At 63.6% G+C, this 24,259-nt stretch carries 22 protein-coding genes and 1 pseudogene; 16 read left to right on the forward strand and 7 right to left on the reverse strand.

Annotated elements, in window-relative coordinates; genetic code table 11:
• The first annotated feature begins 678 nt into the window (after positions 1-678).
• The 5 genes from N826_RS43085 (at position 679) to N826_RS16530 (ending at position 8,212) form a co-directional block, all read left to right on the forward strand.
• Complete coding sequence (locus N826_RS43085; protein WP_157599345.1) at positions 679-837, forward strand: hypothetical protein; 159 nt, start codon at positions 679-681, stop codon at positions 835-837.
• A gap of 490 nt (positions 838-1,327) precedes the next feature.
• Complete coding sequence (locus N826_RS40140) at positions 1,328-2,962, forward strand: ATP-binding response regulator (protein ID WP_052831434.1); 1,635 nt, start codon at positions 1,328-1,330, stop codon at positions 2,960-2,962.
• A 91-nt stretch (positions 2,963-3,053) separates the two neighbouring features.
• Positions 3,054-5,054: a TOL_0244 family TonB-dependent receptor gene (locus tag N826_RS16520; protein WP_052831438.1), complete on the forward strand. Its 2,001-nt coding sequence runs from the start codon at positions 3,054-3,056 to the stop codon at positions 5,052-5,054.
• Between the two features lie 3 nt (positions 5,055-5,057).
• The gene (locus N826_RS16525; RefSeq protein ID WP_084720817.1) at positions 5,058-5,651 is read left to right on the forward strand and encodes a TOL_0243 family YfiR-like periplasmic protein; all 594 of its coding nucleotides are present in this window, start codon (positions 5,058-5,060) and stop codon (positions 5,649-5,651) included.
• Positions 5,648-8,212, forward strand: a complete 2,565-nt coding sequence (locus N826_RS16530) for a hybrid sensor histidine kinase/response regulator (RefSeq protein WP_052831440.1) — start codon at positions 5,648-5,650, stop codon at positions 8,210-8,212. The genes N826_RS16525 and N826_RS16530 overlap by 4 nt, the downstream gene beginning before the upstream one ends.
• 112 nt (positions 8,213-8,324) lie before the next feature.
• Here N826_RS16530 and N826_RS16535 read toward each other — a convergent pair whose 3' ends face one another.
• Positions 8,325-9,638, reverse strand: a complete 1,314-nt coding sequence (locus N826_RS16535) for a sensor histidine kinase (RefSeq protein WP_044430596.1) — start codon at positions 9,636-9,638, stop codon at positions 8,325-8,327.
• Between the two features lie 316 nt (positions 9,639-9,954).
• Here N826_RS16535 and recA point away from each other — a divergent pair, with 316 nt between their 5' ends.
• On the forward strand, positions 9,955-11,037 hold the full coding sequence (gene recA / locus N826_RS16540; RefSeq protein WP_044430598.1) for a recombinase RecA: 1,083 nt from the start codon (positions 9,955-9,957) through the stop codon (positions 11,035-11,037).
• Between the two features lie 34 nt (positions 11,038-11,071).
• Here the strand turns inward: recA and N826_RS16545 are convergent, their stop codons facing one another.
• Together N826_RS16545 and N826_RS16550 are read right to left on the reverse strand one after the other, a co-directional pair.
• On the reverse strand, positions 11,072-11,647 hold the full coding sequence (locus N826_RS16545) for a hypothetical protein (RefSeq protein WP_044430599.1): 576 nt from the start codon (positions 11,645-11,647) through the stop codon (positions 11,072-11,074).
• Positions 11,644-12,687, reverse strand: coding sequence for a TAXI family TRAP transporter solute-binding subunit (locus N826_RS16550; protein WP_044430601.1), 1,044 nt, complete (start codon positions 12,685-12,687; stop codon positions 11,644-11,646). Before N826_RS16550 ends, N826_RS16545 begins: the two co-directional genes overlap by 4 nt.
• Positions 12,688-12,985: 298 nt before the next feature.
• On the opposite strand from N826_RS16550, the gene N826_RS16555 reads away from it, so the two are divergent.
• The 8 genes from N826_RS16555 to N826_RS16595 all read left to right on the forward strand — a co-directional run bounded on the left by N826_RS16555 (position 12,986) and on the right by N826_RS16595 (position 20,580).
• Entirely contained in the window at positions 12,986-14,050 is a 1,065-nt protein-coding gene (locus tag N826_RS16555) for an ABC transporter substrate-binding protein (protein ID WP_052831441.1), read from the forward strand.
• Positions 14,051-14,423: 373 nt separating this feature from the next.
• Positions 14,424-15,311 carry a 2Fe-2S iron-sulfur cluster-binding protein gene (locus N826_RS45720; protein WP_280178474.1) on the forward strand — a complete coding sequence of 296 codons (888 nt, stop codon included), beginning with the start codon at positions 14,424-14,426 and terminating at the stop codon, positions 15,309-15,311.
• 543 nt (positions 15,312-15,854) lie between these two features.
• Complete coding sequence (napE, locus tag N826_RS16570) at positions 15,855-16,040, forward strand: periplasmic nitrate reductase, NapE protein (protein ID WP_044430604.1); 186 nt, start codon at positions 15,855-15,857, stop codon at positions 16,038-16,040.
• A 20-nt stretch (positions 16,041-16,060) separates the two neighbouring features.
• Entirely contained in the window at positions 16,061-16,573 is a 513-nt protein-coding gene (gene napF / locus N826_RS16575) for a ferredoxin-type protein NapF (RefSeq protein WP_044430605.1), read from the forward strand.
• On the forward strand, positions 16,563-16,874 hold the full coding sequence (locus tag N826_RS16580) for a chaperone NapD (RefSeq protein ID WP_044430606.1): 312 nt from the start codon (positions 16,563-16,565) through the stop codon (positions 16,872-16,874). The genes napF and N826_RS16580 overlap by 11 nt, the downstream gene beginning before the upstream one ends.
• A gap of 39 nt (positions 16,875-16,913) precedes the next feature.
• Positions 16,914-19,406: a periplasmic nitrate reductase subunit alpha gene (gene napA / locus N826_RS16585; protein WP_044430607.1), complete on the forward strand. Its 2,493-nt coding sequence runs from the start codon at positions 16,914-16,916 to the stop codon at positions 19,404-19,406.
• 14 nt (positions 19,407-19,420) lie between these two features.
• Positions 19,421-19,924, forward strand: a complete 504-nt coding sequence (locus N826_RS16590; protein ID WP_044430608.1) for a nitrate reductase cytochrome c-type subunit — start codon at positions 19,421-19,423, stop codon at positions 19,922-19,924.
• Entirely contained in the window at positions 19,921-20,580 is a 660-nt protein-coding gene (locus tag N826_RS16595) for a NapC/NirT family cytochrome c (protein ID WP_044430609.1), read from the forward strand. The genes N826_RS16590 and N826_RS16595 overlap by 4 nt, the downstream gene beginning before the upstream one ends.
• 65 nt (positions 20,581-20,645) lie before the next feature.
• On the opposite strand, the pseudogene N826_RS45280 reads toward N826_RS16595, so the two are convergent.
• The 3 genes and pseudogenes from N826_RS45280 to N826_RS16605 form a co-directional block, all read right to left on the reverse strand.
• A pseudogene (locus N826_RS45280) lies at positions 20,646-20,936 on the reverse strand (type II toxin-antitoxin system RelE/ParE family toxin).
• Entirely contained in the window at positions 20,933-21,223 is a 291-nt protein-coding gene (locus N826_RS16600; RefSeq protein ID WP_044430692.1) for a CopG family ribbon-helix-helix protein, read from the reverse strand. The pseudogene N826_RS45280 and the gene N826_RS16600 overlap by 4 nt, the downstream one beginning before the upstream one ends.
• Positions 21,224-21,389: 166 nt before the next feature.
• On the reverse strand, positions 21,390-21,584 hold the full coding sequence (locus N826_RS16605; RefSeq protein WP_044430610.1) for a hypothetical protein: 195 nt from the start codon (positions 21,582-21,584) through the stop codon (positions 21,390-21,392).
• 341 nt (positions 21,585-21,925) lie between these two features.
• On the opposite strand from N826_RS16605, the gene N826_RS16610 reads away from it, so the two are divergent.
• Positions 21,926-22,345, forward strand: coding sequence for a CopG family transcriptional regulator (locus N826_RS16610; protein ID WP_044430611.1), 420 nt, complete (start codon positions 21,926-21,928; stop codon positions 22,343-22,345).
• A 132-nt stretch (positions 22,346-22,477) separates the two neighbouring features.
• Entirely contained in the window at positions 22,478-23,803 is a 1,326-nt protein-coding gene (locus N826_RS16615) for an extracellular catalytic domain type 1 short-chain-length polyhydroxyalkanoate depolymerase (protein WP_044430612.1), read from the forward strand.
• 91 nt (positions 23,804-23,894) lie between these two features.
• Here N826_RS16615 and N826_RS16620 read toward each other — a convergent pair whose 3' ends face one another.
• Positions 23,895-24,197, reverse strand: coding sequence for a hypothetical protein (locus tag N826_RS16620; RefSeq protein ID WP_052831443.1), 303 nt, complete (start codon positions 24,195-24,197; stop codon positions 23,895-23,897).
• Between the last annotated feature and the right edge of the window lie 62 nt (positions 24,198-24,259).

Raw genomic sequence — 24,259 nt, forward strand, 5'->3', positions numbered from 1 at the left:
AGTTCTTTTGGTAAATCGCTTATTAAATGTATAGAAATACCTCTTATGCTCATGCATAAAGTCGGAAGGTGAAAGCATCATCATCCTTGATACTGTTTATGCATGCAAATGATTATCAAAATTAAATGCTTAAAGACTATCAATTAGCAAATATCAAATTTTTGAGTTATTTTAATTTCTCAAGATACTAATCTTGTTTCACACCAATCTGAAAATGCGGCGCGGATTATTACGCCTTGTTTCTTTTACTCTCAAGATGAACAACTTTTGGTTTTAAGCAATCCAGATTGAATTCAGGTGAAGCCAAAGCTTAGGGATGCTGAACGAGCCATCCAGCGACACCTGCCTTCACGTCATCAAGCGCATGGGGTTCGGACGGTCTCAGCCGGTCTATTCCGACCGCACACTTCGCTGCGGGAGAGACTTGCACAAGGGCCTATTCCTTATGCCGAAAGATTCGCAGCCGGCAGTATTTTTAGATTGGAGACATCAGTGCGAAAAGCCTAAAAGGGCGCTGCCGGAAAAAAGCTCATCAACAATAAACCGGCTTTGCAAGGGAGGGAATCATGCGATGCCCAGCCGATCCGATTCACCGAACTCCTATCCGGATTTCCTGACGCCGGAGTCCCCGTGGAGTCCCGGCAAAGTTTACGAAAATCAATTTTCTGGAGATCGGTGATGAACAAAGGAAGACCCGAGCCGTCGCTCGACGAGTTGCTGAACGACCCGATCCTGCATGCCCTGCTGGCCCGCGACGGCTTGACCGTCGGCGAGGTGCGGCGGTTTCTCGACGAAATGAAGCGCCGTCTGCGGCCGGCGCACCGCAAAGCGGCCTGACCGGACGGGTTCAAGCCACTCGTCCCGCCGGTCGCCGGGCGTGGAAGCGGCTTCCCGCCGATTTTAACATACCAGGAGCCGAAGAGTTTGACCGGCGCTCCGGCAGTGTTGGACCACGGCCCAACCTGCGAAGCAGGATCCTATAGATTGGGCCGTGGCCCAACAAACACTGTCCACACAGGTCGATGTCTTCGGCCCCTTGGTATCGGCCCGGCAGCCGCTGCCATATTGTCGCGCAAGCCTTGGCGCTACATGCCTCTACCCCAAATAACGGCATTTTATTAAATTATCTATATCGATAGCCATATGGTTATACCTAGATCGTTGTTAGCGTAAAGGCGAACGTTCTAATGAATTACACGGGGCATTTGAGATATCTCTATTTGTAGGTAATTCACCAGGATGCGACGAAGGGATTGAAAATGGACGCGATCCTCCATCTCGCCTGTGGAATCCGCCATAATCCCATCTCCAATCGTGTCGTGCCCCAATGCTGAGCGATCTGACAAGCCCAGGCTGGAGCGATCGATCGCAGCCTCTCGTCCTTGTCGTCGACGACGACGAAGTGGCGCAGTTTCTCTATCGCCAGGCGCTGGAGCGCGAAGGCTTTCAGGTCGTGGACGCCTGCAACGGCGAACTTGCGCTGACGATGTTCCAGGATCACCGGCCCGATCTGGTCCTGCTCGATGTCGTGATGCCTGGAATGGACGGCTTCGAGACTTGTGCCGCCATGCGCGCCCTGCCCACCGGGATCGGCGCCCATATACCGATCCTGATCGTCACCGGCCTGGACGACGTCGGCTCGATCAAGCAGGCCTATACCGCCGGCGCCACCGACTTCATCACCAAGCCGATCAATTGGATGATCCTGATGCAGCGCCTGCGCTACATGCTGCGCGCAAGCGAAAGCCTTCGCCGCCTGGGCGAAAGCGAGCGGCGGCTGGCGCAGGCCCAGAAGATCGCGTCTCTCGGCAGTTGGGAATGGGACGTCGGCACGGGCGAGATGAATTGGTCCAGGGAGATGTTCTCCCTGCTCGGCTACGCTCCGGACGGCGACGGACGGTCGCAACTCGCCCCCAGTCTAGCCGCCGTCCTTTCGCGCATCCATCCCGACGACCGGGACCGGTTCGGCACGGCGGCCGACTTGCTCGGGCAGGGCATGCCGCCCGCCGAGGAAAGCGGCGACTTCCGCATCGTCGACGACGGCGATGACATCAGGATCGTCCGCTTCACCGGACGGCCGGAGCGGGATTGCCGCGGCGAGATCGTCCGCGTCGCCGGGGTTGCCCAGGACATCACCGAACGCCGCCGCAGCGAGGACGTCCTGCGCAGGGCTCTCAATCAGGCCGAAGCCGCGAACCGCGCGAAGTCCGATTTCCTGGCGACCATGAGCCATGAACTGCGCACGCCGATGAACGCCATCCTCGGCTTCACCGAGATCATGGACAGGAAGCTCTACGGCCCGATCGGCAACGAGCAGTACGAGAGCTATGTCCGGATGATCCACGAGAGCGGCGAACATCTGCTGCACCTGATCAACGCGATCCTGGACCTGTCCAAGGCCGAGCAGGGCATGATCGAGCTTCACGACGACCCCATCGACGTGACCAGGGTCGCCCATGCCTGCCGGCGCCTGTTGCAGGCGCAGGCCGATGCCAAGGGGATCTCGTTCACCCTGGATCTGCCGAAACGGCCGCTTCCCGCCCTTTTCGCCGATGAATTGCGGGTGCGCCAGATCCTGCTGAACATCCTGTCGAATGCCCTGAAGTTCACGCCCGACAATGGACAGGTGATGCTGCGGGTCCGGCGCGAACATCCGGGCCAATTCCCGGACCAGGGCGGCACCGGCGGCCTGGTGTTCGAAGTCGCGGATACCGGCATCGGCATGAGGGCCGAGGATATCCCGATCGCCCTGGCCAAGTTCGGCCAGATCGACAGTTCCCACAGCCGGCGCTACGAGGGCACGGGCCTTGGCTTGCCGCTGACCAAGCGGCTGATCGAGCTCCACGGCGGCACGCTGGAGATCCTGAGCGCCCCCGATGTCGGAACGACGGTCATCCTGACGTTTCCACAGGAGCGCATCCTTACGGAAAAGCGGAGGCTGCCGGTCACGGCTGCCGAATGAACTTCAAGCCGTCATGCCGCCCAACCACATCCCGCCATCCATCCGAACCAGGATTACCGCCGTGCGACGCCGACCCGGTCTAAGGACGCTGATGTCCATCCTTGCAGCGGTCGTCATGCCGGTAAGCGCCGCCTCGGCGCTCGACCGGATGGGCGTATCGGACCTGACGCATCTCAGCCTCGAAGACCTGATGAACCTGCGGGTGGAGGTCACCTCGGCGGCGAAGAAGGCCCAGGCGCTCGGCGACGTGGCGGCGGCCGTCTCGGTCCTGACCGGCGACGACATCCGGCGCTCCGGCGCCACCACCATACCCGACGCGCTGCGGCTGATCCCCGGCCTCCAGGTCGCCCGGATCGACAGCGGACGCTACGCGATCACCGCGCGCGGCTTCAACGGCCGCTTCGCCAACAAGCTGCTGGTCCTGATCGACGGCCGAAGCGTCTATACGCCGCTGTTCTCCGGCGTCTTCTGGGAATTGCAGGACACGATGCTGGAGGACATCGACCGGATCGAAGTCATCCGGGGTCCAGGCGCCACCCTGTGGGGCGCCAATGCGGTCAACGGCGTCATCAACATCATCACGAAGCCCGCCGCCGCGACGCAGGGCATGCTGGTCGCCGGCGCCGTCGGCGATCAGGAGCGGGCGGCCGGCGCCGTCCGCTTCGGCGACGCCTTCGCCAATGGCGACGGGCATTATCGGGTCTACGCCAAGCACACGCGGCGGGAGCAGGGCCTGACATCGTCCGGCGAGGACGCCTCCGACGATTTCGACCGCAGCCGAGCCGGCTTTCGCGCGGACTGGAAGACCGATGCGGACAATGCCTTTTCGGCCCAGGGCGGTATCACCACCGGCAGGCTCGGCGAGACGGCGACGCTATTCCATCCCGATGCGCCCTTCGCCCGCAGCGTCGAGGAACGCGACAAGCTGCTCAACGCCGACCTGCTCGGCCGATGGACCCGCACCCTGTCCGCCACGTCGGAAATCTCGCTCCAAGCCTACTACAACCGGGAAAGCATCGACTGGCCGCAGGTCGAGGCGACCAACGATACGGTCGACATCGAGTTCCAGCACCGCATGGCGCCGTTCGACCGGCACGACCTGATCTGGGGCGCCGGATACCGGCTGAACTCCGACGACATCTCAAGCAACTTCTCGCTGTCGGTCGAGCCGGGGCGGCGGACGGAGCATGTCTTCAGCGCCTTCGTGCAGGACGAGATCACGCTGATCCCGGATACCCTGCACTTCACGGTCGGGTCCAAGTTCGAGCACAACGGCTATAGCGGGACCGAGATCCAGCCCAGCGCCCGGCTGCTCTGGACGCCGGCGGCCGATCACACGTTCTGGACGGCCGTGTCGCGCGCGGTCCGCACGCCGTCGCGGGCGGAAGACGATATCCGCTTCGTCCAGGCGATCCAGCCGGGACCGGCGGGATTGGCGGTAACGGTCGAGCCGACCGGCCAGCGCAGCTTCGACTCCGAGAACCTGACGGCATTCGAAGCCGGCTACCGTGCCCATCTCGCCTCCAACCTGTCGCTGGACATCGCCGGCTTCTACAACATCTACGACAAGCTGCGCTCGCTCGAACAGCAGCCGGTGGCGTTCTCATCGGCGCCGGCTCCCCGGTTCAACATGCCCCTGCTCGCCGGCAACGGCCTGAGCGCCCGGACCTGGGGAACCGAGGCCGCCGCCGAATGGCAGCCGCTCGACGGCTGGCGGATGCGCGGCTCCTACACCTTCCTGCGGATGGAAACGCGCGCCGACAGCGGCAGCGTGGACACTTTCTCGGCGGCTTTGGATGACGGCAGCAGTCCGCAGCACCAGTTCAACCTGCAATCCTCGGCGGATCTCGGCGGCGATGTCGAGATGGACGTGATCGTCCGGCATACCACCGGGCTGCCGGCCCTCCAAATCGACGGCTACACCACGCTGGACGCCCGCATCGGCTGGCGGGCGACGGATGGGTTGGAACTGTCGCTGGTCGGTCAGAACCTCGTCGGCGGCTCGCGCCTGGAGTACCGGCCGGAATTCCTGTCGACGGCTCCGACCCGCGTGGGCCGCAGCGTCTACGCCAAGGCGACGGTGCAGTTCTGAAGCATGCCTCGCCTATTCAAATGGAGCGCACAGGTCCGCAGCCATTTCCGGCGCATGAACGGCTATGCGCTGACCATCCTCATAGCACTGCTCGCGACCACGGGTTCTTCAGGCCAGTCCCATGCGGCGCCGAACGAGTACGAAGTGAAGGCCGCCTTCCTCTACAACTTCGCAAAATTCATGGCGTGGCCACCCTCGCCCTCACCGACTGAAGCGACCTTCACGATCTGCATCCTTGGCGACGATCCGTTCGGCCCGGCGCTCGACCTGCTCAAGGGCAAGCCGGTGGACGGCAGGCCGGTCGAGGTGCGCCGGCTGACGAAGCCGGGCGAGATCGGGCGGTGCCGCATCGTCTTCGTCGGCCTTCCCTACGCCCGGGAAATCGCCGGACTGGCCGAAAACCTCAAGGACAAGCCGGTCCTGACGGTGGGCGACGGCCAGGGTTTCGTCCGCTCCGGCGGCATGGTCGGCTTCGTCCTCACCGACGGCCGCATCCGGTTCGAGATCGACCCGGACAGGATAGCGCCGACCGGCCTGACCGTCAGTTCGCAACTGCTCAACCTGGCGATCATCACCCGCGCCGGAGGTTCGTCATGAAGATCTCCCTGTTCCGCCAGATGCCGCTCCAGCGGAAACTCATCAGCATCATGCTGCTGACCAGCGGCATCAGCCTGCTGATGATCACGGCGGCGCTGATCTTCCACGAGCAGGGCCGCTACCGGCAGAGCGCCGTGACGCAGCTGGCGAGCATCGGCCACGTGATCGCCGCCAACACGACGGCGGCGCTGACCTTCGAAGACCCGAGGGCGGCGGAGCAGACCCTGGCGGCGCTGCATGCCCAGCCCCAGATCCGGCACGCCCACATCGTCCGGCTGCGCGGCGGCGCCTTCGCCACATATGCCGCCAAGGGCGAGGTGGAAGCCGAGAATTCCGCGGATGCCGTTGCCGACATGGAGCAGGACTTCATCAGGGATGCCCTGCTGACCGGCAAATTCAATGGTACCTATACTGCCGGAAGCCCCGACGACCACGAGTTCCACGAGTTCACGGACGAGGGACTGGACGTCTTCGTTCCGATCCGGCTCGACGGCGAGATCCTGGGGCTGGTCCACCTGACGGCGGACCTGACTGAGCTGGCCGTCAACCTTCGCAGCTACTACGGCATCGTGGCGCTCGCCGCGGTCATCTCGCTGCTGGGAACGTTCCTGATCTCGTCTCGGCTCCAGCGGGTGGTGTCCGGTCCGATCGTGGACCTTACCACCACGATGGCCGCCGTATCGGCGTCCAACGACTATGCGATACGCCTGTTCCGGCGCGACCCGGGCTCCGGGCGCGAAGAGCGGCGCGGCGATGAGATCGACGCCCTGATCGACGGCTTCAACGACATGCTGCGGCAGATCGGCTTGCGCGACGAGAGGCTGGCCAACCAGGGCGAGATGCTGGAGCGGCAGGTGGCCGAACGCACCGCGGCCTTGTCCGCCGCCAATGCCGAGCTGGAAAGGATCGTCCGCGAGCTTCGCCACGCGAAGCGGACGGCGGAAGCGGCCAACCGCGCCAAGAGCGAGTTCCTCGCCAACATGAGCCACGAGATCCGCACGCCGATGAACGGCGTCCTGGGCATGATGGAGCTGCTGCTGGATACCGACCTGTCCGACCGGCAGCGGCACCTTGCCGAAGTGGTCCGCCACTCCGGTGAAACGCTGGTCGGCCTGATTAACTCGATCCTGGACCTGTCGAAGATCGAAGCCGGCAAGATGGAGCTCGACTCCAGTCCCTTCGACCCGCGATCCCTGGTCCAGGAGGTCACCGAGTGCTTCACCGGCCAAGCCGCCGCCAAGGGCATCGAACTCGCCTGCCTGATCCCGATATCGATCCCTTCCGGCCTGGTCGGCGACGCCGGCCGGCTGCGCCAGATCCTGGTCAACCTGATCGGCAACGCGCTCAAGTTCACCGACCGTTCGGGCGAGGTCACGGTGCGGGTCAAGCCCGCCGCCGGAGACGAGATCCCCGCCGGAAAGATCGGCCTGCGCTTCGAAGTGGCCGATACCGGCATCGGCATCCCGCAGGACAAGCAGGCGGCCATCTTCGATGCCTTCGCCCAGGCGGACGGATCGACCACGCGCCGCTTCGGCGGCACGGGTCTGGGACTGGCGATAGCGCGCCAGCTCTGTTCCCTGATGGGCGGTGAGATCGGCGTCGCCAGCGGGTCCGGCGCCGGATCGACCTTCTGGTTCACCGTTGCGTTCGAACCGGCTGCCGCCGGCTGTGCCGTGGACCAGTCGGCGTCCGGGCCGGTATTCGTGCCGGGCAGGCTCAACCACCCGCTCTCGGCCCATGTCCTGCTGGTGGAAGACAACCCGATCAACCGGGAAGTGGCGATGGAACGGCTCAAGCTGCTCGGCTGCACAGTCGACACCGCCGTCAACGGCTCGGAAGCGCTGGAACGGACGCGGCGCCACAACTACGACCTGATCCTGATGGACTGCCAGATGCCGGAGATGGACGGCTTCGACGCGACCCGCGCCATCCGTCTGGACGAAACGCGCCAGCCCTTGAAGGCCGCCCGGATCCCGATCGTCGCCCTGACCGCCAATGCCCTGAACGGCGACCGGGAAAACTGCCTTGCCGCCGGGATGGACGACTACATCGCCAAGCCCTTCACGCGCGAGCAGCTGGGCGTGGTCCTGCGCCGGTGGCTGGCCCGGAACGAGGCGGCGCGCGAACCAGGCGCTCCGCCCGCCGCCGAACCCCGGCGCGACGCCGGTCCGGATGCCGGTCTGGACGGTCTCGATGCCGACAGCGTGCTGGACCGGCGCACGCTGGACGAACTGCGTTCCTTCGGCAATCCCGACGTGCTGGTGAGAGTGGCCAAGCTCTATCTCGACAAGACGCCGGACCTTATGAAGCGGCTGCGCGAGGGCGTCGAATTCTGTGACTGGCCCCTGATCGCCAAGACCGTCCACAGCCTGAAGTCGAGCAGCGCCAGCATCGGGGCGCTCGAACTGACAGCCCGTTGCGGGGAACTGGAAACGGCGGCGCGCGGCGCTGCCGAGGGCACGGCCCCTCCCGAGGGGATGGCCACCCGCACCCTGGCGTCCATCGGAACCGAGTATAACCGCGTCCGGGGCGCCCTGGCCTCGCTGAGCCATCCCGGCTGATGTGGGGTGCCTAGGCCGGGGTTCCCGACTCCGGCAGGGATGCCGGGCCGAAGAAATCGACCTGTGAGGACAGTGTTTGTTGGGCCACGGCCCAACCTACAGGCTCCTGGTATCAGACCGGTTCGGCTTCCAGCACCGGATGGTGGCTGGAGGAATTCGGGTCGGAAAGCGGGAACAGGCCGGCGGGCATCTCGACGGTGACCGTCGTCCCCTCCAGTTTCGAGACCGTCACCCAACCGCAAAGCTGGCCGCTCAGCGACTGGATCAGCTGCTTGCCGATACCGCCCGGTTCCCCCGAGTCCAAGGTTCCGTCGCCCCGGCCGTCGTCGGACACCATCAGCCGCACCGTGTCGCCGGCCCGTCGGAGCGACACCGAAATCCGCCCCGGACTGCCTTCGGGAAAAGCATGCTTGACCGCGTTGGTGACGATCTCGTGGACGAGCATTCCCAGCGGAATGGCGGTGTCGAGAGAGCACCGCAGAGGATCGGAGGCGACCTGTATCGAGATCAGCTCCGGCCTGGGCGAGATGTTGCGGATGCCCTCGCACAGGGTTTGCAGCTGCGGACCGATGTCCACCGTGGACACGTTTTCGGAAGCGTAGAGCGCCTTGTGGATCTCCCCCATCACCTGGATGCGGCCCTCCAGCGCGTCCAGCCGGTCCCGGATCGCTCCGCGGCCCAGCCGGCGTTTTTCCAGCTGGATCAGCGACCACAACCCCTGAAGGTTGTTCTTGATGCGGTGGTGAACCTCCTGAAGCAGGGTTTCCTTTTCCGCAAGGGACGCCTTGAGCCGTTCGGCGCTGAGGACGCGGTCGGTCACCACCATGACCGTCCCGGCTATCCGGTTGGGTCTGGCGACAGATCCGCTCCCGTCGAAAAGCACGCGGCCCCGTGACTCGAGCCAGGCAACGGAACCGTCCGACCGCAGGACGCGGAACTCGACCCGGTAGGCACCGCCGTTCATCGCTTCGGTCACGCGACCGCGCACGCGCTCGGCGTCGGCGGGATGCACGCGGTCCAGGAAGTCCTCGCCGGTATGGAGATCGGCCGCGTTCCAGCCCATCACCTCGTCCAGCTGGTGCGAGCGTTCCATGCGGCCGGTTTCCAGGTCGCAGTCCCAGAGGCCGACATCGGCCGCCTCGACCGCCAGGGCGAGACGCTGCTCCGCCAGGGTAAGGGACGCTTCCGCCGCGATCCGGCGGTTCAGTTCCCGCCGGAAGTCCTTCAGCCGCCGGCGGGAGTACCACACCAGCCCGATGGCGGCCACGATGAACGCGGTGAAGACTTCGTCCGCCTCGAAATGCTCCAATCCATCCAGGTAATCATGGATCGCTTCAACGAGATCCAGCGATGAGGAAACGGCCAGCGCCAAAGCGCAACTGGCAAGCACGATCAGGCGATCCCGCGCTTCTCCCCTCGCAAGCATGTCCAGTCTCCAACGGTTTCCACTTAAAACTTGCGTCCGGGGCCCGGACTTCCTGCAATTTTTGTTAAATTAGGCTACAAATCTTAAGGCTGGGTTAGCCGGCAGGCAGGTGCGTTCCATGTCCTGGCTCCGCCAAACTCTCAGCCGACAATCTATGCCGTTCGGCGGGTAAAGACAAAGACGACATCGCGGCGGCTGCATCCCACAGTATATTTCTACCCCTAATTAGCAGCGCGAAAAACGCTGCCAAACCCTAAAAAATGAGAACAAAAATAGTACATAACGGATCTGATTGGAATTTGGGAACGTCGCTATCATGTCCACACCTCCGTTGAGGCTCGTTGAGTCCACACAGGATCGTAACAAGGCGCTCGATGCAGCCCTGACCCAGATCGAACGCGCCTTCGGCAAGGGCGCGATCATGAAACTGGGCGGCGGCGGCGAGATGCCGGCTGTGGAGGCGATCTCCACCGGGTCGCTCGGGCTCGACATAGCACTCGGCATCGGCGGCGTGCCGAAAGGACGCATCATCGAGGTCTACGGTCCGGAAAGCTCGGGCAAGACCACCCTGACCCTGCACGTGATCGCCCAGGCGCAGAAGGCGGGCGGCACCTGCGCCTTCATCGACGCGGAACACGCGCTCGATCCCGGCTATGCCCGCAAGCTCGGCGTCAATGTCGACGAGTTGCTGATCTCGCAGCCCGATGCCGGCGAGCAGGCGCTGGAGATCGTCGATACCCTGGTCCGCTCCGGTGCGATCGACGTGCTGGTGGTGGACAGCGTCGCGGCCCTGGTGCCGCGCGCCGAGCTGGAAGGCGAGATGGGCGACAGCCATGTCGGTCGCCACGCCCGCCTGATGAGCCAGGCGCTCCGCAAGCTGACCGGCTCGATCTCCCGGTCGAACTGCACGGTTATCTTCATCAACCAGATCCGGCTGAAGATCGGCGTGATGTTCGGCAATCCGGAAACTACGACCGGCGGCAACGCGCTGAAGTTCTACGCCTCGCAGCGGCTCGACATCCGGCGGATCGGCGCCATCAAGGACAAGGACACCGTCGTCGGCAACCAGACCCGAGTCAAGGTGGTCAAGAACAAGATGGCCCCGCCGTTCCGCGTGGTCGAGTTCGACATCATGTACGGCGAGGGGATCTCCAAGACCGGCGAGCTGCTGGATCTCGGCGTCCAGGCCGGCATCGTCGAAAAGTCCGGTTCCTGGTTCAGCTACGGCAGCCAGCGCATCGGGCAGGGCAAGGAGAACGCTAAGGGCTTCCTGATGTCGAACCCGGAGATCGCCGACACCATCGAGGCGAAGATCCGGGAAAATGCCGGCCTCGTCGCCAGCGCCATGATGGGCTCCCCGGACAGCGACGGCGAAGCCGCCGACGCCTCCGAAGACTGATCCGGCCGGCCCACCGGGCCGCCGGTCCCCATCCCTATCGCGGCGGCCAGTTGCAGGCCGCCGCCAGCTTGTCCCGAACGGGGCCGAAGTCCTTCAGATGGAACTCGGCGTCATGCGTCACGGCATTCCTGTCGCGCACCCGCACCGACAGGATGCCGTCGTCGGGCAGCGACTTCAGGAATGCGACGGCATCTCCCGTTAGGGCGGCGTCCACCGCGCCGCTCACCTCGTCGAAGCCCCTTTCGACGCCGCGCCGCTCCACCCAGCGGCGCTCGACCGAGCGGGCGTCGATGGCCTGCTGGCTGACTGCCAGGTACTCCACCGGAAATCCCGACCCCGCTGGAAAACGGGCGAAGTCCGGGATGCCGAACAGCGCCTCGGTCCTGCCCTGCCTGCAATGCAGGGAGAACGACATCCCCCAGTTCCCCGGCGACGGGATGGACGCGATCATGGCACTGACCTGCGGGCTGTAGTCCACCGGCGACCTGGTTTCGCTGATGACCCATTCTTCCGGGTCATGCCGGTCGGAACTGCCGGTATCCTGTGCCCAGGCGTCTGGTCCGGTGATCAGGGAGGACAGGAGCAGCGGAAGGATCGCGGCCCGCCTCATTTCGGCAAACCGCTTTCTTCCACCGTGCCGGGCCGGTCCAGCCATTCCTGTGCCGACCGGTAGCGTTCCAGTCCCGGCACCTTCGCGGCCAGATTGACGTTCTTCCACTTCGGATCGAACCCCGGCCCCTGGAGCGTTTCGAGCCGGCTGAACAGCCGGTCGACGAACCGGTCCATGCGCTTGTAGCGGTCCGAATTGCGTGGCCAGTTATAGGCGGCCAGGAAAGTCGGGACCGCGATCGTCGGCACCTGGGCGCCCTCCGCGATCAGGGACGGATAGTCCGTGGACCCAAGCTGAGACGGCAGATAGTAATCCGCCAGCCTGTTGTCGTATTCGACAGGCAGGAACTTGAAGCCCGCTTCCCAGCGGCCCTTGAGAAAGGCGTCCACCGGCTTGGAAGTGATGAACACGACGGCATCCATCCCGCCGGACTTCATCTGCTCCAGCGCCACCTGATGCGGGATGAAGGTCTTATCGACGTCGAGCCCCAGCCGCGTGAAGATCAAGGGACCCGAATAGGCCGCGGCAGTACCCAGCGTGTTGAAATTGACCTTTTTACCCTTGAGATCGGCGAGCGACTGGATTTCCGGCCGGACGAATACATGAAGCTCGGAGGGAAAAAGGTTCAGGACATACGTAATCTGCTGCTGGATGTTCGGCACCTGCGCCTTGTATTCATCCAGCACGTCCGTATTGATGACCGCCATGTCGACTCCCCTGAGGTACAGGAGAGAATTGACGTTCTCGGTTGGGCCCCGGGTCACGATCGGCAAGACGTGCAGGTTGTCGCCGTCGTCCACCACCCGCGAGATCTCCGACGCCAGCCGAAGCGGCGCGCCCTCCAGCTGCCCCCCCGCGAGGCCGACCGTCCAGGCGTTTATCCTCTCCTTCGGCGACTGGCTGGCGCCCTTGCGCGGCTGGGCTTGAGATTGTTGGGCCTGAGCTTGTTGGGCCTGTTGCGGCTGGACCTGTGCCTGTGCGGACTGCACGGTCAGCGCTCCCAGCACGGCTGCCACGAAAGTTCTTGCAATGATCAACATCAGGAAACCTGCATGAGGTGTCAAAAGCCCTTTTCCGCTACCGGAAGTCACCGGCGAACAACGGCGTGTCGTCCTCCGGGAACCGGAATGACTTCACAATATCCATGGATGGTCCCGATGGATCAGCCGCTATTGCATACTGATGCGGCAACTATGATGATGGTCGATAGGGTAGGGCCAAGATCGCGATTATACTTTTTCCCTGACCGTTTGCCGGGTTCCACACCGGAGTTCCAGGGCGACCCGGTCCGATCGACCGTGTAAGTTAAGAAAAATGAAATGCCTGGGAGCTTCCGTCATGCAGATACCCTTAGCCCGCCGCCGGTTCCTTCGCCTGTCCGGAGCCGCCGCAACGCTGGCCCTGTCGCCTGCAACGCTGTCGCCGGCGGCCTTGTCGTCGCGCGCTGAGGCCGCGTCCCCGGTGACGCTCCGCGTGGGCTATATTCCGATCATACCGATGACGCAGCTCTTCATCATGGAAGGGGAAGGCTGGACCGGTCAGGCCGGGCTAGACCTCAAGCTCACGTCGTTCTCCTCCGGCCCAGCCATGGTTCAGGCGCTGGCGTCCGGCAGCTTGGACGTCGTCTATGTCGGCATCGGCCCCGCGATGGTCGCGCGGTCGCGCGGCATCGACATCAAGGTGCTGGCTTCCAACATTATCGATCAGGTCGCCTTCATCGGGCGCGGCCCTTTCGCGGAAACCATGGCCGCCTCGGCGTCTCCGGCCGACGGGTTCCGCCAGTTCTATCAAAGGGCGGGGCGCCCCGCGAAGATCGCCACGCTGCCGCAAGGCTCGGTGCCCGACACGATACTCCGCTATTACATCCGGAACGTCGCCAAGGCCGATCCCGCGCATGTCGAGATCGTCGGCGTCGGCGAGGATCAGGTGCAGCAGTTGCTGCTTGCCGGTGCGGTCGAGGGAGCCTCGATCCTGGAACCCGTCCTGACGATCGTGCAGGAACGCGACCCGACCGCCCGGATCGTCGCGCCCGCCAACGCCATGCTGCCGCGCCAGCCGGGCGCCGTGCTGGCGGTACGCGAAACGGCGATCGCCGAACACCGCGACGCCATCGCCAAGCTGGTCGAACTGCATGTCCGCGCCACCGACTTCGCGAACACGCGACACGACCGCGCCGCCGCGCACGTCTCCGCCTTTATCGGCAAGGGCTTGGTCGACCCCGACGTGATCGCCAAAGCGCTCCGGTCGCCCAACACCAACCTCGTCGCCAACCCGCACGAGATCATGGAGTCCACCGCACTCCTCCAGGACTTCCAGCAGACCACGGGCGCCCAGATCAAGCCGGTCGATCTCAATGCGCTGTTCGACCACAGCTTCTTCGACGCCGTCCGGAAAGCCGGATGAACTGAACCGGCAGCGGCCGCCGGTTTCGATCGGCGGCGCCTTCGGCAATCGAAAAACACCCGACGACGCGATGTCCGGAACGGGACCATTTGTCAGGTTCGTCTTGTGTCGGGTTCATCTCAATCGTCGAACCCTTCGGCACGGCTATATCGCCTAAGCCATTGCCATTACAGGCAAACGTAGCTTTAGCACGAATTTTGCACCTTTAGCCTCCACCACATCCCCGGCAGTGCCGGGGATAGGGAGGAGCTGCCGGCTTTTCATCGAACCGTCAAAATACATCGAGGATTTCGACGACTCTGCCTGACCGGCCGGCGGCTGCTCAACGGGTAGTTCTACCCTGAATTGAAAAAGGATTATTATTTTGGCGAACGTGACCTTCAAGTCTCCGGTGATGGCGAAGGACGTCACCCTGTATGCGGTCGCCGGCGACCGCGGAACGCTCCTGGCGCTCGCCAAGGAGCACAAGCTTCCGATCCCCTTCGACTGCGGCGACGGCAATTGCGGCTCCTGCCTGGTGGAGATCAAGCACCTCGGCACCAACAAGCCCTATGGCCTTGCCCTGACCGAAAAAGAAAAGGAGATGCTGCGCCAGCTCGGCAAGATCACTCCGGCCGAGATCGAGAACGCCGAAACCAACGACATGCCGCCGCGCTACCGGCTGGCGTGCCAGTACTTCGTGCGCGACGAGGACATCGCCGTGATCTTCGCCGGCGACGAGACCCTGCCGAAGGCCCGGCCGGCCCTGTCCACCGCCGTCAAGTCCTACAAGGGCGGCCTCGAGATCGCCTCGGTCGAGGAGTTCCTGGGCTACGCCGTCAAGGTCGAGGAGGATGCCGCCATCCACTTCGAAGAGCTGGCGGTCGAAATGGCTAAGGTCGGCAACAAGGAGATCAGCGAGCTTTTCACCCAGCTGGGTGAATATTCGCGCCTGCACCTGGCCGAAGCCAAGAAGCGGGCGGGGTCGGTGGACGTATCATGCTTCATGCCCGGCGACCACGTATGGCCCGATCTGGCGACACCGGAGCGGACCGCCCTGTGGGCGGGCGACCCCTCGCTGTCGCGTCTCGACGCCCTGAAGGCGGCGCTCCACGGCGAAAAGCTCGGCTTCGAGTTCTACCTGACCGTCGCCGGTCACACCAAGGACGCCGAGATCGAGACGCTGGCGAAGGAGTTCGTCAAGGAGGAGAGTGAGCACGTCGCCATCCTCGAGCGCTGGATCGAGCGTGAGGAAGCGGCCCGCAAGCTGGCGCTGGCATAACGATCCGCTTCGGCGGCTACCGGGCGCGCTCAGGCGCGCCCGGCGTTCCCCGTCATGCCGGCATAACGCCAACCTAGAAAGTTATACCAACGGCCTTAAATTGCGACCGGTCTGGAGCGTTAAATGTCGGGCTGAAGAGGCCCGACCTACGTCAGCGTGCTGTCGCCAAGCTACTTTTGTAGGTCGGGCCTCTTCAGCCCGACACTTCTGCCGGAACTCACCAGTCGGCTTCGACGCCGCTTCCACACAGCACCCATCAAGAAACCCGGCAGTAAAAGTCACCCATTCAACAATATCACTGCTAAATGCGTCACTTGATATTTATCAAGAGGCTAAATTTTTCTTGCCGAAAACGGAGAATAGTGAGTAAATCGGCTCACTAACGTCCGGTGATTTGATCCAAGTCAATTTCTTCCCCGGCAACCCCGCTTACCAACAAATAAGACCAAACGAACTCACCTGAAGGGCCATGCCCTCCCGGTATGCGGAAGAGTGATCATGCGTCCGAACCGCCCAGAATCCTCACCAGGATCATCCGATGACATGGTGTATGCGTCCAAGTTCAAGGTCCCGGCCGACGCCGGGGCCAAGCGCCGGGAAATCACCATGTTCCTCGTCCTCGCCTTCGCGATCTGGCCGATCCTGGCCGTCGCCGTCGTAGGCGGCTACGGGTTCGCCGTCTGGATCTACCAGATGATCATGGGTCCTCCCGGACCACCGGCCGTCTGATCGCGGATCGGTGACACCCAATGACCTGCGATACAGTCGATATCCGGCGGAGAAACCTGCTGCGCGGTCGCGCACGCCCCTCCCGGCCGTCCATCCGGCCTCCGTGGTCCGACCAGAACAGCTTCACCTCCCTGTGCATCCGCTGCGGGAAGTGCGGTGAGGCCTGTCCGGAAGGCATCGTCGGCGCCGGCGACGGCGGTTTCCCCGAGATCGACTTCCTGAAGGGCGAATGCACATTCTGCGGCGACTGCGCCGCCGCCTGCCCGGCACCTGTGTTCGGCGACACCGCCGGCAACCCCTGGAACGCCGTCGCGGCGGCCGGCGCCTCCTGCCTTTCGGCCCAGGGCATCACCTGCCGCAGTTGCCAGGACTCCTGTGACCAGTCCGCCATCCGTTTCGCGCTGGCCCCGGGCGGCATCGCCCGCGTCCTTGTCGACGGTCAAGCCTGCACCGGATGCGGCGCCTGCGTATCCACCTGCCCGGTCGGGGCGATCACCATCCAGTTGCACGCGGGAGACGGACATGCCGCCTAAGTCAAGGTCTGAGACGGAAAAGCGGATTCCATGGGGTGGCGAACTGCACATCGCGTCGCTGCTCGTGCATTTCCAGCCCTCGATGAGAGAGGCGGTCCACGCCGCCATCCTCGCCATGGAGGGCGCGGAAATTCACCTCGCCCAGGAAAGCAAGCTGGTGGTCACGGTCGAGGGGCCGCACGAAGGCTTCATCGCCGACCGCATGACCGCGATGCACCTGCTCGACGGCGTCCTGTCCGCCGTCCTGGTCTTTCATCAAGTCGAGCCCGCCGAACACGAAGCGGCGCTGGCCACCGTCTGAATTTTCACAGCCGATTTTTAAGGAACAGGGGACCAACCCATGTTGGATCGTCGGGATTTCATCAAGGCGCAGGCCGTGGCCGCCGCAGCCGCAGCGGGCGGCATCAGCGTCCCGGCTCTCGCGCAGTCGTCCATGGTCGCCGGGCAGGACGCCAAGCTCAAATGGTCCAAGGCGCCGTGCCGGTTCTGCGGCACCGGCTGCGGCGTGATGGTCGCGACCAAGGACAACCGCGTGGTCGCCACCCACGGCGACATCAAGGCGGAGGTCAATCGCGGCCTCAACTGCGTCAAGGGCTACTTCCTGTCCAAGATCATGTACGGCGAAGACCGCCTGACCACGCCGCTGCTGCGCATGCGCGACGGCAAATACCATAAGGAGGGCGAGTTCCAGCCCGTTTCCTGGGACCGGGCCTTCGACGAGATGGCCAGCCAGTGGAAACGGGTGATCAAGGAGAAGGGACCCGACGCCGTCGGGATGTTCGGCTCCGGCCAGTGGACGATCTGGGAAGGCTACGCCGCCACCAAGCTGATGCGCGCCGGTTTCCGGACCAACAACCTCGATCCCAATGCCCGGCATTGCATGGCCTCGGCGGCGGTTGGCTTCATGCGCACCTTCGGCATGGACGAGCCGATGGGCTGCTACGACGACATCGAGCACGCCGACGCCTTCGTGCTCTGGGGCTCCAACATGGCGGAGATGCACCCGATCCTGTGGACCCGGATCACCGACCGCCGCTTGTCGGCTCCGCACGTCAAGGTCGGCGTGCTCTCCACCTTCGAGCACCGCAGCTTCGAGCTGGCCGATATCCCGATGATCTTCAAGCCAAGCACCGACTTGGCGATCATGAACTTCATCGCCAACCACATCATCCAGACCGGCCGGGTAAACCAGGACTTCGTGGCCAAGCATTGCAGCTTCCGCCTAGGCCAGAAGGACATCGGCTACGGCCTCCGTCCGGAACACGTACTGGAAACGAGCGCCGCCAACTCCAAGACTCCCGCCGACAGCACGCCGATAGACTTCGAGCAGTTCGCCAAGTTCGTCAGCGACTACACGGTGGAGAAGGCGTCCGAACTGAGCGGCGTTCCCAAGGAACGGCTGATCGCTCTGGCGGAACTCTACGCCGATCCCAAGACCAAGGTCATGTCGCTGTGGACCATGGGTTTCAACCAGCATGTCCGGGGCGTCTGGGCCAACCACATGGTCTACAACATCCACCTGCTGACCGGTAAGATCTCGGAACCGGGCAACAGCCCGTTCTCGTTGACCGGCCAGCCCTCCGCCTGCGGCACGGCGCGCGAGGTCGGGACCTTCGCCCACCGGCTGCCCGCCGACATGGTGGTCACCAATCCCGCCCACCGCGAACACGCGGAGGAGATCTGGAAGATCCCGCACGGCCTGCTGCCCGCCAAGGTCGGCTATCACGCCGTCCTGATGGACCGGATGCTCAAGGACGGCAAGCTCAACGCCTTCTGGATCATGGTCAACAACAACCTCCAGGCGGCGCCGAACAGCGATAACGAGACATGGCCCGGCTACAGGAACCCGGCCAACTTCATCGTCGTCTCCGACGCCTATCCGACCGTCACGGCGGCTGCCGCCGACCTAATCCTGCCGGCGGCGATGTGGGTCGAGAAGGAAGGCGCCTACGGCAACGCCGAGCGGCGCACCCATTTCTGGCACCAGCTCGTCGATGCGCCGGGCGAGGCGCGCTCCGACCTGTGGCAGTTGATGGAGTTCTCCAAGCGGTTCACCACCGACGAGGTCTGGCCCAAGGAAACCCTGGACGCCCACCCCGAGTATCGCGGCAAGACCCTGTTCGACGTGCTCTACCGCAACGGCACCGTCGACCGCTTCCCGGCAGCGGAAACCAATCCTGACTACGAGAACCGCGAGGCCAAGGCCTTCGGCTTCTACCCCCAGAAAGGCCTGTTCGAGGAATACGCCGCCTTCGGGCGCGGTCACGGCCACGATCTGGCGCCGTTCGACATGTACCACGAAGCGCGCGGCCTGCGCTGGCCGGTGGTCGAGGGCAAGGAAACCCTGTGGCGCTACCGCGAGGGCCTGGACCCCTACGTCAAGGCCGGCGAAGGGCTGAAGTTCTACGGCAACCCGGACGGCAGGGCCAATATCTTCGCCTTGCCCTATGAACCGGCGGCCGAGTCTCCAGATCAGGAATTCGATCTCTGGCTGGTCACCGGCCGCGTGCTGGAGCACTGGCATTCCGGCTCCATGACGATGCGCGTGCCAGAGCTTTACAAGGCGATGCCGATGGCGCTGGTCTACATGCACCTGGACGACGCCAAGGACAGGGGCCTGCGGCGCGGGTCGGAGGTCAAGGTGATGTCCAGGCGCGGTGAAATGCTAACCCGCGTGGAAACGCGCGGCCGCAACAAGCCGCCGCGCGGCGTGGTCTTCGTCCCCTGGTTCGACAGCGCCCGGCTGATCAACAAGGTCACGCTCGACGCCACCGATCCCATCAGCAAGCAGACCGACTTCAAGAAATGCGCCGTCAAGATCGTCGCGGCATAAGGAAGGGCTGAATCATGCGTCTCTACCACTTAGCCTTGCTCGCGGCGCTGCCCTGCCTCCTGGTCCCGGCGCTCCTGTCCGCCCAGAACACCGGCAGCGTGAACACCGGCAGCGTCAAGATCGACTCGCCCTTCCGCCCGCCGGTCCAGTTCACCGATGAGGTGACGCCGCCACAGATCCCGGCCGACGTCACCGACGACCGCCGCGTCGCCCGCAACTATCCGGAACAGCCCCCCGTCATCCCGCACAATGTCCGGGACTATCAACTGAACCTGAACACCAACCGCTGCCTGACCTGCCATAGCCGCCAGTACACGGAAGCCGTTCAGGCGCCGATGATCAGCATCACCCACTACCTAGACCGTGAAGGCCAGACGCTGGGCGCCGTGTCGCCACGCCGGTACTTCTGCATGCAGTGCCACGTCCCGCAGACCACGGCCCAGCCGCTCGTGCCCAACACCTTTCAGACCATCGACAGCATGATCAGCCGCCCGTCTGCCGGAGGTGCTGGGCAATGAGACTGAAGCTGCCCGAGTTCCTGCTGCGCCCTTGGCGCACGCTCTCAAGCCCCAGCCGGTATCTGAGCCTCGGCTTCCTGACGCTCGGCGGCTTCGCCGCCGGCGTCATCTTCTGGGGCGGTTTCAACACCGTGCTGGAAGCGACCAACCAGGAGCAATTCTGCGTCGGCTGCCACGAGATGAATACCAACGTCTACGAGGAGTTGAAGCAGACCATCCACTTCACCAACCGCTCCGGCGTCCGCGCGACCTGTCCCGACTGCCACGTCCCCCATGAATGGACCGACAAGATCGCCCGCAAGATGCAGGCGTCGAAGGAAGTCTGGGGCAAGATCTTCGGCACCATCAACACGCGCGACAAGTTCGTGGCGATGCGCCGCGAACTGGCCGAGCACGAATGGGCGCGGCTCAAGGCCAACAACTCACTCGAATGCCGCAACTGCCACTCGACCGAATCGATGGACATCACCAAACAAGGCGCCAGGGCCGCCCGAGTCCACGAGCGCTACCTGTTCACGGGAGAACGCACCTGCATCGACTGCCACAAGGGCATCGCGCACCAGTTGCCCAACATGGATGGTGTTCAGCCCGGCTGGAGCGAAGTCAGTTCCGAGAAGGGGACGATCGGGCACTGGCTGGCGGGAGAGGTGAAGTAGCGGCGATAGCATTTAGAATTGACTAGTGATTTCCGGCAGAGAAGTCGGAAATCACTAGTCAAATTTCAGTTCCCGCTGGCATCAGGCCATTGCTGAGCACCATGCAGTATGCGCAAGATGATGACCGATGATTTGTCATAACGATAGATCATCAAATATTGCGTTCCTGAGATTACCAGTTCGCGAGTGCCTGAAACACGGCCAAGGCGGCCGATATTCATATATTGCAATAATTAGCTGGCTTTCTCTTCAAACACATTGTCCAAATGCTCGGCGGCCCGTGGATTATCGGCTTCGATATGATCGTAAATTTTATGGCGGTCGGCTATGGCAGTCCTGGTCCAAGTCAGTTTCAAGATTTCGCGCCGTCAAGTCTGCGTAAAGTTTCGGCTCGCCGCGCTGCGAAGGTCGCATTTACCTCATCGGCGGATACGACCCTGCCAGCATCGGCATCTTCGATGCCTGCCTGCACCTGACGCCGGAACCATGGATCATATCCTTGCTCGTCCCCCTGACGGCCAACGTAGTCGCGCATAAAATCGCGCAGCAACTGCGCGCCCGTGCGGTCGTGCGCTTTCGCTGCCGCGGTGAAAGCTGCTTTCAACTCGTCCTCGACGCGGAAAGTGAAGGTCGCATCCGGCATGTTCGACATCCTGATGTGTTTTCCAGACAGTACCATGTAACACATTTTTCGATCACGATCCATCCACCGTTTCCGCTTTAGACCGACCTACAGCGGAAACGTCTTTACCAGGCAGCTTTATCAAGTCGCAGTATTACTTGTTCACTTTTATAGGAAGCTGTCCGCCTCACGACTCGGACTTCTTCTCCTTCCGGATCGCCTTCCCGTCGCCGCCGGTAATGACGCCGCCTGGCATCTCGTCACCGCCTAGCCCCGGCGCTCCGATATCCGGCAGGCCGGCGGGCGGATCGTCGGTGTTGATCGTCAGATCGTCGCTGTCTTTCTTCCCATCGGTTTTATCCGATTTGATGCTCGCGTTCACCTGATCTCTCCTGTTGCTTTTTCCCGTTGAACACCTGTCTGGAACAACAGACGGCAAGCCGAACCATCACGATCCGCAACGATTGACGGCGTTCCCGATCTAGGATAAGTGTCCTTCCGTCAACACCCGAACCATGTCCGCCATTTCCATCCGCTGAAGCCTCGGCGGAAACGCATTCGCATATCCGCATACTGGAGACCGCAGAATCATGACACCTGCTTACATTTACGCACGCGAGGGGCATGTGAACATTCTTCCATGGGCAGGGCGGTTTCCGCTTGAAGGACATCCGGGTCAGCACCAATTACCATCCATGCAGATGGTGAGAGGATGGAAATGAGATGGCCAACAACGTAACTGACATCAGATCGAAGGCGACCGACAGCGAGAAGATCACGATCAATCTCGGCTACGTGGACCTTGGCCACGTCGATCTCCTGGTGCAGGAAGGGTTCTATTCCAACCGCACCGACTTCATCCGGACCGCCATCCGCAATCAGATCGAACGGCACTCGGACGTGGTCCGGCAGGCCGTGACCCGCAAAAGCGTCGATCTCGGCCTCCGCACCTTCACCCGCGAGGATCTTGAAGCGGCGAAGGAAGCGGGGCAGATGCTCGACGTCCGCGTCCTTGGGCTCGCAACCATCTCCCCCGACGTAACGCCCGAACTCGCCCGAGCCACTATCGCCTCCCTGACCGTGCTGGGGGCGCTGCACGCCAGCGCCGCCGTCAAGGCCGCCCTGGCAGACCGCATCAAATAGTCGCTTCCGGCGGCACCACGCGCCGCCGGCCCCGACACCGACCGAACCCAGCAGCGGGAGACGGCATCGTCCCTCGACCAGAGGACCTGCGCCCTCTCCCAAGCCCGCTTGCAAGCTTTGAAAGGCTTTGACATGTCCAACAGAATGTCCCTCGGAATGGCGGAAGCGACCCGCCTCACCTCGACCGGTAACCTCGCCGAAGCTACCGCCCTGATCCAGCGCCTGCTCCAGGGCGGCGACATCCCGGAGCCGGCGCACACCGGCCCCGCTTCGACCGCCAACTCTTCGACCATCATCGACGTGGAGCCGGTCGTTCTCGACGACGCCGAGCCGCAGCCCGCGACCAAGGCCAAAGCCGCCAAACCCGCTGCCGAACCGGCCTCCGGTTTCACCGGCAAGTTCTACCCGAAGCCCCGTACCGGTCTTGCCGAAACGTTGCGGGATCTCGCCGCCCGCGCCAAGACAGCCCAGTTCGACGCCGGCCAGTTCGACATCAGTAAGTTCGACATCGGTAAGTTCGATATCGGCAACTTCGATATCGGCGGCCTGAGCGGCCTCAACGGCTTGGGCGGCGCCGGTCTGCGCCCAGCAGCCGAGCCGCTGCCCGACGGCGCGTCGTTCACCACGGCGACCTTCACCAACCAGGCCGGTAGCCGCGACTACAAGCTCTACGTCCCGGCCAAGCGGACCGCCGAGCCGATGCCGCTGGTCGTCATGCTGCACGGCTGCACCCAGTCGCCCGACGACTTCGCCGCCGGAACCCGCATGAACGCACTGGCCGAGGAGCACGGCTGCATCGTCGTCTACCCGCAGCAGCCGTCGTCGGCCAACGCGCAGAAGTGCTGGAACTGGTTCACCCCCAACGATCAGGGCCGCGACCGGGGCGAACCGTCGATCATTGCCGGGATCACGCGCCAGATCATCGCCGAGCATCCGGTCGATGCCACCCGCGTCTATGTCGCCGGTCTGTCGGCCGGCGGTGCGGCGGCCGCGATCATGGGTGCGGCTTATCCCGAGCTCTACGCCGCGGTCTGCGTCCATTCCGGCTTGCCGGTCGGCGCCGCCCGCGACATCCCCTCCGCCTTCGCCGCGATGCGTCAGGGGGGAGGGAGCACGGGATCTGCCGGCACCCGCCCTGTCCCGACCATCGTCTTCCACGGCGATAAGGACTCCACGGTCAACCTCCGCAATGGCGACGCGGTGGTTGCCCAAGCCAAGGCCTCGGCGTCCGGTTTGACATCCAAGGTGGAGAGCGGGCAGGCGACCGCGCCCGGCGGCCACGGCTACAGCCGCACGGTCCACGCCGACGCTTCCGGCAAGGCGCTGTGCGAGCAGTGGACGATCAAGGGTGCCGGTCACGCCTGGGCGGGCGGCAGCCCGTCCGGTTCCTACACCGATCCGCGCGGACCGGACGCCTCGCGCGAGATGCTGCGTTTCTTCTCCGAACACAGCCTCTGAGCTTCACCACGCTTCAGAGACCGATCGATCGACCTTGGGCCGCGGGAAACCGCGGCCCTTTTATTATGTGGGGATCTCCATGACCGCCGGTTCACCGCTCCAGCAGCGCCCGCGCTATCGCCCGACCTTCGGCATCGGTGCTCTCGGTCGCGGCCGGCTTGCCGGCGCGGCGGTACCAGTAACCGGCATTGCCGAGGTCGCCCTCGATCCGGTGAAGCCAAGCGTGGACCCAGGCCCCGTCGGCGTCGTCCTCCATCGTCTGGGCGATCCCGTGCGCCGTTTCCCACTCACCCCTCAGCCCAAGCCGGATGGCCTGAAGCAGGGGCGGCAGTTCGACCGTCGGCGGGTCCTGCTCCAGGGATGCCAGAAATTGCTGCTCGCTGATCGTCGCCATGTCGCAAAGTCTCCTCTCGATCGGTTTCGGTGTATAGGCCCGCCGGTTGGTCAACCGAACGC

This window comes from Skermanella aerolata KACC 11604 (assembly GCF_000936425.1).
Lineage (GTDB): Bacteria > Pseudomonadota > Alphaproteobacteria > Azospirillales > Azospirillaceae > Skermanella > Skermanella aerolata.

What these genes read in the sequence shown, in the direction of transcription:
- napF (WP_044430605.1), top strand. Translation starts at nt 16,061, where the DNA reads ATGACCTGCGATACAGTCGATATCCGGCGGAGAAACCTGCTGCGCGGT.
- napE (WP_044430604.1), top strand. Translation starts at nt 15,855, where the DNA reads ATGGTGTATGCGTCCAAGTTCAAGGTCCCGGCCGACGCCGGGGCCAAG.
- N826_RS16555 (WP_052831441.1), top strand. Translation starts at nt 12,986, where the DNA reads ATGCAGATACCCTTAGCCCGCCGCCGGTTCCTTCGCCTGTCCGGAGCC.
- N826_RS16530 (WP_052831440.1), top strand. Translation starts at nt 5,648, where the DNA reads ATGAAGATCTCCCTGTTCCGCCAGATGCCGCTCCAGCGGAAACTCATC.
- N826_RS16580 (WP_044430606.1), top strand. Translation starts at nt 16,563, where the DNA reads ATGCCGCCTAAGTCAAGGTCTGAGACGGAAAAGCGGATTCCATGGGGT.
- N826_RS16545 (WP_044430599.1), bottom strand. Translation starts at nt 11,647, where the DNA reads ATGAGGCGGGCCGCGATCCTTCCGCTGCTCCTGTCCTCCCTGATCACC.
- N826_RS16620 (WP_052831443.1), bottom strand. Translation starts at nt 24,197, where the DNA reads ATGGCGACGATCAGCGAGCAGCAATTTCTGGCATCCCTGGAGCAGGAC.
- N826_RS40140 (WP_052831434.1), top strand. Translation starts at nt 1,328, where the DNA reads ATGCTGAGCGATCTGACAAGCCCAGGCTGGAGCGATCGATCGCAGCCT.
- N826_RS16615 (WP_044430612.1), top strand. Translation starts at nt 22,478, where the DNA reads ATGTCCAACAGAATGTCCCTCGGAATGGCGGAAGCGACCCGCCTCACC.
- N826_RS16535 (WP_044430596.1), bottom strand. Translation starts at nt 9,638, where the DNA reads ATGCTTGCGAGGGGAGAAGCGCGGGATCGCCTGATCGTGCTTGCCAGT.
- napA (WP_044430607.1), top strand. Translation starts at nt 16,914, where the DNA reads ATGTTGGATCGTCGGGATTTCATCAAGGCGCAGGCCGTGGCCGCCGCA.
- N826_RS16590 (WP_044430608.1), top strand. Translation starts at nt 19,421, where the DNA reads ATGCGTCTCTACCACTTAGCCTTGCTCGCGGCGCTGCCCTGCCTCCTG.
- N826_RS16520 (WP_052831438.1), top strand. Translation starts at nt 3,054, where the DNA reads ATGTCCATCCTTGCAGCGGTCGTCATGCCGGTAAGCGCCGCCTCGGCG.
- N826_RS16595 (WP_044430609.1), top strand. Translation starts at nt 19,921, where the DNA reads ATGAGACTGAAGCTGCCCGAGTTCCTGCTGCGCCCTTGGCGCACGCTC.
- N826_RS16600 (WP_044430692.1), bottom strand. Translation starts at nt 21,223, where the DNA reads ATGCCGGATGCGACCTTCACTTTCCGCGTCGAGGACGAGTTGAAAGCA.
- N826_RS43085 (WP_157599345.1), top strand. Translation starts at nt 679, where the DNA reads ATGAACAAAGGAAGACCCGAGCCGTCGCTCGACGAGTTGCTGAACGAC.
- N826_RS16610 (WP_044430611.1), top strand. Translation starts at nt 21,926, where the DNA reads ATGGCCAACAACGTAACTGACATCAGATCGAAGGCGACCGACAGCGAG.
- N826_RS16550 (WP_044430601.1), bottom strand. Translation starts at nt 12,687, where the DNA reads ATGTTGATCATTGCAAGAACTTTCGTGGCAGCCGTGCTGGGAGCGCTG.
- N826_RS16525 (WP_084720817.1), top strand. Translation starts at nt 5,058, where the DNA reads ATGCCTCGCCTATTCAAATGGAGCGCACAGGTCCGCAGCCATTTCCGG.
- recA (WP_044430598.1), top strand. Translation starts at nt 9,955, where the DNA reads ATGTCCACACCTCCGTTGAGGCTCGTTGAGTCCACACAGGATCGTAAC.